This is a genomic window from Comamonas sp. 23 (assembly GCF_049601575.1).
Lineage (GTDB): Bacteria > Pseudomonadota > Gammaproteobacteria > Burkholderiales > Burkholderiaceae_C > Comamonas > Comamonas squillarum.
Window position 1 is genome coordinate 2,819,243 of the sequence record NZ_CP187127.1, and the last position, 12,463, is coordinate 2,831,705.

Annotated in this window: 11 protein-coding genes; 5 read left to right on the forward strand and 6 right to left on the reverse strand. The window is 64.7% G+C overall.

All coding sequences use genetic code 11. The features are described 5' to 3' along the window. The first annotated feature begins 119 nt into the window (after nt 1-119). On the forward strand, nt 120-602 hold the full coding sequence (locus ACPEE1_RS12650; RefSeq protein WP_260719548.1) for a hypothetical protein: 483 nt from the start codon (nt 120-122) through the stop codon (nt 600-602). Nucleotides 603-655: 53 nt separating this feature from the next. Here the strand turns inward: ACPEE1_RS12650 and ACPEE1_RS12655 are convergent, their stop codons facing one another. Then, complete coding sequence (locus tag ACPEE1_RS12655) at nt 656-1,666, reverse strand: bile acid:sodium symporter family protein (RefSeq protein ID WP_116925628.1); 1,011 nt, start codon at nt 1,664-1,666, stop codon at nt 656-658. Between the two features lie 88 nt (nt 1,667-1,754). Here ACPEE1_RS12655 and ACPEE1_RS12660 point away from each other — a divergent pair, with 88 nt between their 5' ends. The 4 genes from ACPEE1_RS12660 to ACPEE1_RS12675 all read left to right on the forward strand — a co-directional run bounded on the left by ACPEE1_RS12660 (nt 1,755) and on the right by ACPEE1_RS12675 (nt 4,611). Then, complete coding sequence (locus ACPEE1_RS12660) at nt 1,755-2,675, forward strand: LysR family transcriptional regulator (RefSeq protein WP_182341261.1); 921 nt, start codon at nt 1,755-1,757, stop codon at nt 2,673-2,675. Nucleotides 2,676-2,783: 108 nt separating this feature from the next. After that, the gene (locus ACPEE1_RS12665) at nt 2,784-3,320 is read left to right on the forward strand and encodes a superoxide dismutase family protein (RefSeq protein WP_116925626.1); all 537 of its coding nucleotides are present in this window, start codon (nt 2,784-2,786) and stop codon (nt 3,318-3,320) included. 74 nt (nt 3,321-3,394) lie between these two features. Then, on the forward strand, nt 3,395-4,066 hold the full coding sequence (gene pdxH / locus ACPEE1_RS12670; protein ID WP_182341255.1) for a pyridoxamine 5'-phosphate oxidase: 672 nt from the start codon (nt 3,395-3,397) through the stop codon (nt 4,064-4,066). Then, a complete protein-coding gene (locus ACPEE1_RS12675) occupies nt 4,066-4,611 on the forward strand; it encodes a GNAT family N-acetyltransferase (protein ID WP_232539338.1) in 546 nt (181 codons plus the stop codon). Before pdxH ends, ACPEE1_RS12675 begins: the two co-directional genes overlap by 1 nt. Nucleotides 4,612-4,918: 307 nt before the next feature. Here ACPEE1_RS12675 and ACPEE1_RS12680 read toward each other — a convergent pair whose 3' ends face one another. The 5 genes from ACPEE1_RS12680 to ACPEE1_RS12700 all read right to left on the reverse strand — a co-directional run bounded on the left by ACPEE1_RS12680 (nt 4,919) and on the right by ACPEE1_RS12700 (nt 12,457). Continuing rightward, nucleotides 4,919-5,869, reverse strand: a complete 951-nt coding sequence (locus ACPEE1_RS12680; RefSeq protein WP_409935153.1) for an AEC family transporter — start codon at nt 5,867-5,869, stop codon at nt 4,919-4,921. A gap of 149 nt (nt 5,870-6,018) precedes the next feature. Then, entirely contained in the window at nt 6,019-6,489 is a 471-nt protein-coding gene (locus ACPEE1_RS12685) for an N-acetyltransferase family protein (RefSeq protein WP_423932966.1), read from the reverse strand. 29 nt (nt 6,490-6,518) lie between these two features. Continuing rightward, nucleotides 6,519-7,655: an NAD(P)/FAD-dependent oxidoreductase gene (locus tag ACPEE1_RS12690; protein WP_260719544.1), complete on the reverse strand. Its 1,137-nt coding sequence runs from the start codon at nt 7,653-7,655 to the stop codon at nt 6,519-6,521. A 90-nt stretch (nt 7,656-7,745) separates the two neighbouring features. Further along, nucleotides 7,746-9,266, reverse strand: coding sequence for an efflux transporter outer membrane subunit (locus ACPEE1_RS12695; protein WP_423932969.1), 1,521 nt, complete (start codon nt 9,264-9,266; stop codon nt 7,746-7,748). Nucleotides 9,267-9,286: 20 nt separating this feature from the next. Then, complete coding sequence (locus tag ACPEE1_RS12700; RefSeq protein WP_182341244.1) at nt 9,287-12,457, reverse strand: efflux RND transporter permease subunit; 3,171 nt, start codon at nt 12,455-12,457, stop codon at nt 9,287-9,289. Nucleotides 12,458-12,463: the final 6 nt, after the last annotated feature.

Consider the following 12,463-nt stretch of genomic DNA (forward strand, 5'->3'; position numbering starts at 1 on the left):
GCCCCGTTATCTGCGCTGGAGCAGTCTGGTGCAGGCCTATGATGGTTGCCCTGCGGGTGCGCAGCGCAGTGCCATTCCGGGCGAACGCCGCACCCACTCCCCCTTTAGCGATGGATCCCATGCGTTACCGCACTTTGTGCCAATTTGCCAGCCTGGCGGCCTTTTGCACTGCCCTGGCCTCTTCTTTCAGCGCCCAGGCGGCAGAAGTCCGTGCCAACCGGTTCACTGTGAGCGACAGCGTCACCAGCGTACAGCTGTGCGGCAACCGCAACCAGGGCAGCAACAAGGCGGAGCAGCCCTACCGCGTGGTGCAGGGCGAGCAAAACGGCCAGGCCTATTTGTTTGTGCAGTGGATGAACCAGCCCGAAGAAACGCCCCACTGGCGCGGGGTGGCTGCCCATACCCAGGGTTTTGCCGAGATCAACGACGACAACGCCGATCTGGGCTTGCAGGAGCTGCGCTGCAAGGCCCATGGCAAAGGCATTGTGATTACGGCCCAGGTGACCGGTGGCAAGCCCGCGGCCAAGCGCCGCACGATGCAACTGGAAGTGGGCCCTGCGCTGGAGAAATACAGCATCCGCTTCAGCCCGGCGCTGAAGTGATGCGGGCCGGGGCTTGATGCGCCCGGCCCGTTTTTGATGGCTTTCGCTGTGGCTTACTTGCCCGCAGCCGCTGTGCCCAAGGCCTTGTCACCCTCGAGCTGCTGCGCACGCTTGGCATACTTGGCGGCCAATACCCCGCAGACCATCAGCTGCATCTGGTGGAACAGCATCAGCGGCAGCACCATCATGCCCACGGTGCTGCTGGCAAACAGCACCTTGGCCATGGGCACGCCACTGACCAGGCTCTTCTTGCTGCCGCAAAATACGGCGGTGATTTCATCCTCTTTGCTAAAGCCCAGGCGGCGCGAGAGGAAGGTCGTCAGCAGCAAGGCCAGTGCCAGGATGATGGCGCTGATCACCAAGAGGCCCACCAAGGTGGTCACCGACACCTGGCGCCAGATGCCTTGCACCACGGCGGCACTGAAGGCGGTGTAGACCACCAGCAAGATGGAGCCCTGGTCCACCACCTTGGTGAGCTTGCCGTGCTTTTTGATGAACGGGCCCACCCAGCGCTGCAGCAGATGGCCTAGGGCAAAAGGCAGCATCAGCTGCAGCAGGATCTTGACCACCGCATCGACCAAGGAGCCGCTGGCACCATGGGCGGTGACAAACACGCTCACCAGCAGCGGCGTGATGAACACCCCCAGCAAGGTCGAGGCCGAAGCGCTGCAAATGGCCGCCGGGATATTGCCGCGCGCCATCGACACAAACGCAATCGAGGACTGCACGGTGGACGGCAGAACGCACAGGAACATCACGCCCACATACAGCTCGGGCGAGACCAATGGCGTCAAGAGCGGCTTGAGCGCCCAGCCCAGAAGCGGAAACACGACAAAGGTGCTGCCGACGATAAACAGGTGCAGTCGCCAGTGCATGATGCCCGCGAGAATCGCCTGGCGCGAGAGCTTGGCGCCGTGCAGAAAGAACAGCAAGGCCACGGCGGCGGTCGTCAAGGTCTCAAAGCTGCTCGCCACCTGGCCGGTGGCAGGCAAAAAACTGGCCAGCAGCACGGTAGCCACCAGCATCAGGGTGAAGTTGTCGGGACGGAATTTCATGAGCGCCATTGGACGCCGTTCTCTAGCGAAAGTAAAATTAATTTATAAGATTGATTAATGATTTAAAGTCATATATATCCCCATCACCCTTCCAGCCATGCATGTCAGCCTCCGCCAGCTCCAGGTGTTTCTCTGCGTTGCCCAGTGCCGCAGCTTCAGCCAGACCGGCCAGACCCTGGGCCTGACCCAGTCGGCCGTGAGCCGCGCGATGGTCGAGCTGGAGGGCCAGCTCCATGTGCGGCTGCTGGACCGCACCACGCGCGAGGTGCTGCTGACCGATGCCGGCCAGCTGCTGGCCCAAAAAGCCGCACCCTTGCTGCAGGAGCTGGCCGATACCCTGGCCGAAGTGGCCGATGTGGGCCACGCCGCGCGCGGCCAGGTGCGCATGGCCAGCAGCCCGACCTTGTCTGCCGCGCTGATGCCCGCCTGCATTGCCGCCTGCAACCGCGAGCTGCCGCAGGTCCAGCTGCAGCTGGTGGACCGCCTGCAGCAAGAAGTGCTGGCCCAGGTGCGCAGCGGCGATGTGCATTTTGGGCTGGTGGTGGAGCCGCCCGAGCTGGGTGACCTGGACTGCATCAATCTGCTGCATGACCCGTTTGTCGCAGTGCTGCCGCCCGGGCACGCGCTGGTGCAGCAGGCGCAGGATGCGACGAGTTTGCGCTGGGACCAGCTGCGCGGCGAAGCGCTGGTGCTGCTCGACCATGCATCGGGCAGCCGCCGCCTGATGGACGCCGCGCTGCTGGCCAGCGGTTGCGGGCCCGAGCACAGCCCCGTCGTGCAAGAGGTCGGCCATGTGACCACCGCCTTTCGCATGGTCGAGGCGGGCATCGGCATCAGCATCATGCCGGGCCTGGCGATCCCGGCCCATGGTTTGAGCAGCCTGCAGGTGCGCGATCTGCGGCCCCAGGTGCAAAGGGCCATCATGCTGGTGCGGCGCCGCCAGCGCAGCCTGCCCGCTGCTGCGCAAGCGGTTTGGGATTTGGTCGCCAGGCGGCTGACAACGCTGCCCCCGCAGTAAGCATGCCGCCTCGATTGCTAGCCATCAGACTACAAAACAGGCCCAGCACGCATGCTAAAAACGGTGGCTTGTGACAACCCTTTAATACAAGGCACCAGGAGAGTTCGCATGATTCAACGCATCCCATCTATCGCCAAACTCGCAGCCGCTGCTGCCGTGGCCGCCGTTTTGAGCGCCTGCGCCACCACCGACCGCGCCACCCCGATTGCCGAGGCCACGATCAACCCTACCGAAGGCAACAACATCAGCGGCTACTTCCGCGTCTACGAGGTCAACCGCGACACCGTGCGCGTGATGGCCCAGGTCAAGGGCCTGCAGCCCGGCAGCGAGCATGGCTTCCATGTGCATGAGAACGGCAACTGCTCCTCGCCCGATGCGATGAGCGCCGGCGGCCACTACAACCCGAACGGCCACCAGCATGGCAAGGCCGGCCCGCAAGCCCATGTGGGCGATCTGCCCAGCCTGATGGCCGATGCCGCGGGCACCGCGTTCCTGGTCTGGGAGACCAAGGACCTGTCGATCGGCACCGGCAAGCCCAGCGACATCAAGGGCCGCGCCGTGGTCGTGCACAAGGACAAGGACGACTACACCACCCAGCCTACCGGCAACTCCGGCGCGCGTCTGGGCTGCGGCGTGATCCAGTAAGCCCCTCCTGCGCTCCCCAGCCTGTGGCGCCCAGCGGCCCACAGGCTTTTTTGTCGCTGCGCCGCGCCAAAGCGATGCACAATCGGGCCATGAGCGAACTCTCCCACTCCATTGCCGATTTGCGCAAAAGCTATGAACGCGCAGAGCTGAACGAATCGGCGTCTTGCGCCGCGCCCATCGACCAGTTTGACCGCTGGATGAACGAGGCGGTCGCCTCGCAACTGCCCGAGCCCAATGCGATGACGGTGGCCACTGTGGGAGCCGATGCCCGCCCCAGCACCCGCATCGTGCTCATCAAGGGCTACGACGCGCGCGGAATCGTCTGGTACACCAATTACGACAGCCGCAAGGGCCGCGAGATTGCCGGCAACCCATTTGCCGCGCTGATGTTCCACTGGGTCGAGCTCGAGCGCGTGGTGCGCATCGAGGGGCGCGTGGAGAAAGTCTCGGACGAAGAAAGCGATGCTTACTTCAACAGCCGCCCGCTCGACTCGCGCATTGGTGCCTGGGCCAGCCCGCAAAGCCAGGTCATCGACAGCCGCACCGTGCTGGTGACCAATGCCGCCAAGTATGGCGCGCAGTTCCTGCTCAAGCCCCCCCGCCCGCCGCACTGGGGTGGCTTTCGCCTAGTGCCCGACACCTGGGAGTTCTGGCAGGGCCGCAAGAGCCGGCTGCATGACCGTCTGCGCTACCGTCAGGCAGCGCCAAACAGCGCCGACTGGATTCGCGAGCGCCTGGCGCCCTGATGCTGATGGCTGCCGCTGCCTATGAGATCCGTTGGCTGAACCCGTCCGATGCCAGTGCGTTCCAAACGCTGCGCCTGGCGGGCCTGCGCGCATCGCCTAGCGCCTTTGGCTCCAGCTACGAAGAGGAAAAAGACCGTGCATTGGCGCTGATTGAGGCGCGCCTGGCGCCCAGCCCCGACCAGGGCGTGCTGGGGGCCTTTGCCGGGGGCCAACTGGTGGGCATGCTGGGTATCCGCCGCCAGGACGGCCTCAAGACCCGGCACCGCATGGCTTTGTGGGGCGTGTATGTGGCGCCCGCCTTCCGCGGCCAGGGTATCGCGCAGGCCTTGTTGGCGCGGGCCGTCGCCTTTGCCCGCCAGGTGCCTGGCGCGGTGCAGATCCACCTGAGCGTCAACGCCGCCAATGCCAGCGCCATTCGCCTCTACGAGCAAGCGGGCTTCCATGCCTATGGCACCGAGCCGGCGGCCTTGCTGGTCGATGGCGCGCTGCACGACGAGCTGCTGATGCAGCACCGCTTGCATCCTGCCGCAGGGCCTGTGGCCTAAGAACCTGTTCAAAGTCTCTACGCAGCCGCGTTGGAGTGCAATCGGGATGAGTTCGAAGGGATGGAACGCTGCTTGCACCGGGGTGCAAGCAAGGGCCAGCGCGCAGAAATCGCCCGATTTCACTCCAACCCGCAGGGACAGCGGCTTTGCGCTGCCCGGGAAGGGGCGCCCGGCTAGGGAGCGGTCTGCGTCGTTGCAAATCCTCGCAATAGCATGGCTATTGCTGCGGTATTGCGCGGCTGGGCGCCCCCCTCGCATCCCATCCCGCAAAGACACTGTCGCGGCGCGAGGAGACTTTGAACAGGTTCTAAGCCGTCTGCAGCAGCTGGGCCAGGCCCAGCAAGATCAGCGGTATCGTCACCAGGGCCAGGCTGGTCGATACCGCGATGCTGGCCGTGACCTCCTCGCGCCCCACTTCATAGCGCTGCGTGAACAAAAACACATTGGCCCCCACCGGCAGCGATGCGGCCGTGGCCAGCACCACCAGCGGCAGGCCGCGCAGCCCCCACATCCATCCGATGGCCAGCAGCAGCACCGGGTGCAGCAGCAGTTTGACCACTGCGATACGGCTGGCAGGCAGCCAGTAGCGGCCCACTGCGCTGAAAAACAAGGTGATGCCCACGAGCATCAGCGCGATCGGGCCCAGCGCCTGGGCCAGCATCTGCAGTGAGGTATCGATCACCTCGGGCATCTTGAGCCCGGTCTGCGCGAACAGCAGCCCGCAGATGATGGGCAAGGGAATCGGGTGGATGATGCCGTTTTTCAGCGCCCGGACCACGGTGATCGCCATTCCGCGGTAGCTGCGCGCGCCGCCTTGCGCCCCCTGCTGCTGGTGCATGACGGCCAGCTCGAACACGATGGTGGCCGAGGTCATCAGGATCAGCGCATGGACCGAGACGATGGTGAACAAGGTGACCAGGCCTTCTTGCCCAAACACCATTCCCACCAGCGGCACGCCGATCATGATGTTGTTGCTGAAACAGTTGGCCAGAGCCCGCGCAGCGCCCAGCGTGGTAAAGCCCTGCAGCAGCAAGGTCGTGACAAACAGCAGGCCCGCAGCGCTGAAGTAGACCGCAATGGTCTGCAGGTTGAGCTCTTGCACACGCACCGTGCTCATCGTGTGAAACAGCAAGGCCGGCGTGAGAATCAGAAAAACGATATTGGACAGATCGCGCACCGATGCCGCCTTGACCCAGCCCATGCGCCCTGCACCATACCCCAGTGCAATGAACAGCACCACGGGAATCAAAGACACCATCACCGCCATCGCTGCATCGCCCTTTGTTGATCAAACCCGGCGGCGATTATCGCCGCTGCACCGCGCCGGCCTCGTCGCCCAGGGGCGCGTTAGCCAAACCGCCGCGAATCCAAAGGACGCATGCAGCTTGCCGGCAGCGCAATGCCGCGCTACAGCACGCGCGCCAGAAAGGCCGTGCCCGGCACCGGGTTGACGCTCACCGGCGGCGCATCGACAAAGCCCAGATCCCGGTAAAGCGCTTGGGCGGCGACAAATTCCGGCAGCACATCGAGCGCCATGCGCTGGTAACCGGCGGCGCGGGCCTCCTGCAGCATCTGCTCGACCAGGCGCCGGCCCAGCCTGAGGCCGCGCGCCGCTGGCCGCACATAGACGCGTTTGAGCTCGCAGCACTGGCCATCGACATCGCGCAACGCCGCGCAGCCCACCACCGCATCGCCTTGCCAGGCCAGCAGCAAACGCCCCTGGAGCGCTGCATATTTGCCGGGGAGTGCCGCCAGCTCGGGCTCATAGTTCTGAAAACCCAGGTCGGCCTGGGGGCTGGCAATGTACTCGCGAAAGATCGCCAGCACCGCCTGCAGATCTTCAGGAAAACGGGCGTGGCGAATGGATAGATCAGGCATCGGCGGGGTTCGTATCAACAAGGCGGGGCTCAGTCCGGGTGCGACACACCCAGGCGTTCATGCAGGCGTTTGCTGGTGGTCGTGTACTCCAGCAGCAGTTTTTCGCCGCGCAGGTATTCTATGGCGGCCATCGCGGCCATCGTCGCTTCGTAAAAGCCGCTCAGAATCAGCTTGCGCTTGCCAGGATAGCTGACGATATCCCCTGCGGCATAGATACCGACGGCGTTGGTCTGGAAGGTATCGGTCGCCACTTGCAGCTGCTTTTTCGCAAGCGCCAGGTTCCAGTCGAGCAAGGGCCCGAGCTTGGGCGAGAGGCCCTGGAACACCCAGAGCTGGTCACAGGCCAGGCGCTGGTCCGCGCCATCGGCATCGACATAGTCGATAGCCTGCAGATGTTCCCCCGCATCGATAGCCTGGGGCATGCCAATGACGACCTCCACCCTGCCACTGGCACGCAGCTGCGCCAGGCGCTGCAGCAGCGCATCAGGCGCATTGAACTGGTCGCGCCGGTGCATCAGCACCAGCTGCGCGGCTTGCAAAGCGGCATGCCCTGCCGCTGTCAGCACGGCCTCGACGGCGGCCTCGTCGCCGCCATGGATCACAATGCGCGGCGCGGGGTGGCGCGCCAGTACCGGCTCCAGCCAGGCATCATCGAACGCGGGATGGTAGAAGACCTGGCTGCCCAACCAGGCGTCGAGCCCGGGCAGGCGCAGCTGCTTGGGCACAAAGGCCCCAACACCGGCGGTCACCACCACGGTACGGGCCAGCAGCCAGCGGGTCTGCAGCCCATCGATGGCCTGCAGCTGCACACGCCAACGGCCATCGCCATGGGGCAGCAGTTGCGCGACCTGGGTGTGGCCATGAAAAACGGGGTGGAAGGGCTGGATCTGTTGCTGCAGCTGCGCGGCCAGCTCGCGGCCGGTGCACAGCGCTATGCCGGGGATGTCGTAGATGGGCTTGTCGGCATAGAGCGCAATGCACTGGCCGCCCATCTGCGGCAGGCTGTCGCATAGATGGGCCTGCACGCCCTGCAAACCCAGCTGGAAGGCGGCAAACATGCCTACGGGCCCGGCGCCGACAATCAGCGCATCCACTGCCTGCGCCTGGGATTCGTCAAACTCGGAAGAGGTAATGCGGTCAGCAGGCGTGTGCAAGGTGTCAGTCATGCCGCCATGGTAGTGCAGCGCGCATTGCCCTCGCAGCATTGCGCGTTTGCGTTTGCACCTGAGCTTGCGAGGGTCCTAGCGCCTGCGACCTCACGACACCTTGTCGATACCCCCGCCCAGCGCCTTGTACAGGCTGATGCGGTTGACCTGCTCGGCCTGCATCAAGGTGATCTGGGTTTGCTGGGCCGCATAGAGGCTGCGCTGCGCATCGAGCACGGTGAGAAAGTCGTCGGCCCCGGCCTTGAAGCGCGCCTGCGACAGCTGCAGCACGCGGCTGGCCGCCTGCACCAAAGCCACTTGCGAGTTCAGGCGCCGCTGCATCGTGGCGCGATCGGCCAGCGCGTCGCTCACCTCGCGGAAAGCGACCTGGATGGCCTTGTCGTACTGGGCCAGCGCGGCATCGCGGTTCGCTTGCGCAATATCGAGGTTGGCCTGGTTGCGGCCACCGTCAAAAATCGGCAGACGGATCTGCGGCACAAAGCTCCAGGCGCGGTTGCCGCCATCGAACAGGCCCGAGAGCGCATCACTGGCAGTGCCGGCATTGGCCGTCAGGCTGATGGTAGGGAAGAAAGCCGCACGCGCCGCGCCAATGCTGGCGTACTGGGCCTGCAGGCTGTGCTCGGCAGCGGCCACATCGGGCCGGGCCAGCAGCACCTGCGATGACAGGCCGGTTGGCACCACGGTCATCGCGGTGGCGACGCCAGGCGCTTTGACCTGTGGCGTTGCGCCGTCGAGCAGCTGGCCCGAGCCCGCGCTCTTGACCTCATTGCTGCTGAGCGATGCACTGGGCGCCGGGGGCAGCATATCGCCCGACACCGGCCCGCCCACCAGCAGCTGCAGCGCATTGCGATCACGCGCCACCTGCGACTCGTAGGCAGCCACATCGTTGCGGGCGGTCTCGACCGCCGTCTGGTTCTGGGCCAGCACCAGACCGTTGGTGGCGCCCAGCTGGTGCATGCGCTGCACCAGTCCATAGCCCTGCTCGCGCGTGGCCAGCGTATCGCGCGCCAGTTGCAGGCGCTGCTGGTCGCTGGCCAGGGCCACCCAGGCATTGGCGATATCGGTGATCAGGCCCAGCTGCACACTGCGGCGGTTTTCTTCGACCAGCAGGTACTGCTGCAAGGCCGCCTCGCTCAGGTTGCGCACCCGGCCCCAAAAATCGAGCTCATAGCTGGCCAGACCCAGCTGCACGCTCACCTGGTTGGCCACGGACGACGGCGCCGTCGACGAGCGCAGATCATCTGCGGTGCGGGTGCGGCTGCCTTGGGCATTGGCGTTCAGGCTGGGCAGTTGGTCGGCGCGTTGCACACCGTATTGCGCGCGCGCCTTTTCGATATTGGCGATCGCCACGCGCAGATCGCGGTTGTTCTGCAGTCCCTGCTCAATCAACTGGCGCAGGCCTGCGCTCTCCACCCACTGCTGCCAGGGCAGCAGCTCCAAGGTATCGGCCGCAGCGGGCTCCACGACAAAGTCGGCAGGCAAGGTCTGCGCCACGCCGTCGAGCGTAGCGGGCACCGCCGTTGGAGGGCGCTGGTACTGCGGTGCCAGGTTGCAGGCGGACAGCAGGCCCGCTGCCAAAAGCGACAGCGGCAAACGATAAGCACGTGTCATGGAAAAAGTGTCAAAACGGCTCATGGCGCGGTCTCCTGCGCGGGGCTGGGGTGCGCGGGCGCCTCGTCATGGCGGCTGCGGGAGCGGAACCAGCTGCGGATCAGCAGGAAAAAGACCGGCACCATGAAAATGCCGAGCACGGTCGAGGCCACCATACCGCCCAGCACCGCCGTGCCGATGGCATTGCGCCCGCCCGCCCCGGCGCCGGTGCCAATGGCCAGCGGAATCACGCCAAAGCCAAAAGCCAGCGAGGTCATCAGGATGGGGCGCAGGCGCAGGCGCACGGCTTCGACCGTCGCGTCGAACAGCTGCTTGCCCTGCTCCTGCAATTGCACCGCAAACTCCACAATCAAGATGGCATTCTTGGCCGCCAAGCCCACCGTGGTGAGCAGGCCCACCTGGAAATACACGTCGTTGGTCAGGCCCCGGGTATAGGTCGCCGCCAGTGCACCAATCACGCCCAGCGGCACGGCCAGCATCACCGACAGCGGCACGGTCCAGCTCTCGTAGAGCGCGGCCAGGCACAGGAACACGAACAGGATCGAGATCGCATAGAGCATCGGCGCCTGCGCTCCGGACTGGCGCTCTTGCAGCGAGGCGCCGGTCCATTCATAGCCCAGGCCGGCGGGCAGCTTGGCCAGGATGGCTTCGACCTCCTGCATCGCCGCGCCCGAGCTGATACCGGGTGCCGCGCGGCCTTCAAACTCATAGGCCGGGCTGCCGTTGTAGCGCAGCAGCTGGGGCGAGCCATAGGCCCAGTGGCTGTCCGAGAACGCGCCAAAGGGCACCATCTCGCCGTTCTTGTTGCGCACGGTCCATTTGGCGATGTCCTGGGGCAGCATGCGGTGCGGCGCATCACCCATGATGTAGACGCGCTTGACCCGGCCATTGTTCAAGAAGTCATTCACATAGGTGCCGCCCATCGCACTGGACAGCACGCTGTTGATGTCGGCATACGACAGCCCCAGCGCTGCGGCCTTGCGGTCGTCCACATCGACGCGCAGCTCGGCCGCATCGTCCAGATTGGTGGTGCGCACGGCAGTCAGATTGGGGTTGGCACGCATCGCGGCGAGCACCTGGTTGCTGGCGGCCAGCAGGCCATCGTGGCCGATGCTGTTCATGTCCTTGACCATGAAGTTGAAGCCCGAGCTGGCACCCAGGCCGCGCACGGCCGGCGGCAGAATCACCAAGACGCGTGCATCGCGGATGCGCGACAGGTCCTTGGTGGCCTTGTTGGCGATGGCTGCCGACGACTGCGATGGAAGCTTGCGCTCATCCCAGGGCTTGAGCCGGATGAAGCCACGCGCCGAGCTCTGGTCGCCGTTGAGGCCCGAGACCTGGTTGAAGCTGATGATGTCGGGTTGCTGGAGCAGGTACTCGCGCACCTCGTCGAGCACATCCTGCAGGCGCGCATCTGCCGCGCCCGAGGGCAGGTTGACGTTCACGTACAGAAAGCCCTGGTCCTCATCGGGCAGGAAGGACGTGGGCAGCTTGTGCATCAGCAGCCACACACCCAGCAGCACCGCGATAAAGATCAGCATCATGCGCTTGGCGCGGCGCAGGCTGCGGGCGACGATGCCCTGGTAGCGGCTGGCAGTGCGGTCAAAATTGCGGTTGAACCAGCGGAAGAACCGGTCGCTGATGCCAAACAGGCCCTTGCGAATGGCCCGCTCATGGCCGCCCGCATGCGCGGGCGCCTTCAGGATGGTGGCGCACAGCGCAGGGGTCAAGGTCAGCGCGACAAACACCGACAGCGCCATGGCCGCGACGATGGTGATCGAGAACTGGCGGTATATCACCCCGGTGGAGCCGCCAAAAAAGGCCATCGGCACAAACACCGCCGACAAGGTCACGCCAATGCCGACCAGCGCCGGCGTGATCTCGCGCATCGAGACCTTGGTCGCCTCCTTGGCGGACATGCCCGTCTCGTGCATCACCCGCTCGACGTTTTCCACCACGACAATGGCATCGTCCACCAATAAGCCGATGGCCAGCACCATCGCAAACATCGTCAAGGTATTGATCGAGTAACCGGCAATCGACAGCACGCCGAACGTGCCCAGCAGCACCACTGGCACGGCAATGGCCGGAATCAAGGTCGCGCGCAGGTTCTGCAAAAACACGAACATCACGATCACCACCAGCACCATGGCCTCGCCCAGCGCTGCGACCACCTCATGGATGGAGGCACGCACAAAGGGGGTGGAGTCCGAGCTGACGAAGTAGTCGATCTGGTTGGGGAAGTACGGCTTCATCTCGGCCAGCTTGGCCGCGACGGCATCGGACACCGCCATCGCATTGGCGCCATCGGCCAAGATGATGCCCATGCCAGCGCCGCGCATGCCATTGAGCTTGGCCTGCACGTTCAGGTTTTCCGCGCCCAGCTCCACCCGCGCCACATCCTTGATGGTGACCACCGAGCCATCGGTCGCAGCCTTGAGCACGATGTCCTCGAACTGGTCCACGGTCTTGAGCTTGGTGCGCGCGGTGATCGTGGCATTGAGCTGCTGGTTGTTCACCGCTGGCAGCGCGCCCAGCTGGCCGGCTGAGACCTGGGCGTTTTGCGCATTGAGCGCATTGGCCAGGTCCGACGGCATCAGGCCGAATTTCTCCATCTTGGCCGGGTCCATCCAGATGCGCATGGCATAGGACGTACCAAACACATTGATGTCGCCCACGCCTTCGAGGCGCCCGATCACATCGACCAGGCTGGCATTGATGTAGTCACCAATGTCGACCTCGGTCATCGTCGGGTCTTGCGAGTAGAAGCTGTAGGTGACCAGAAAATCCTGGCCGCCCTTGTTGATGAACACGCCCCGGCTCTTGACCGATTCGGGCAGGCGGTTGAGTGCCCCCTGGATCTTGTTTTGCACCTGCACCTGGGCGACGTCCACATTGGTGCCGGGCGCAAAGGTCAAGGTGATGCGGGCCTGGCCAGAGGCATTGCTGGTCGCGCTCATGTAGAGCATGTTGTCAATGCCCTTGAGCTGCTGCTCGATGATCTGGGTGACGGAGTTCTCCACCGTCTCGGCCGATGCACCGGTGTACTGGGTGCCGATGGTGACGCGTGGCGGCGCAATCTCGGGGTACTGCTCCAGCGGCAGCTTGGAGATGGACAGGGCCCCGCCCAGCATGATGATGATGGCGATCACCCACGCAAAAATGGGGCGCTGGATAAAAAACTGTGCCATGGATGC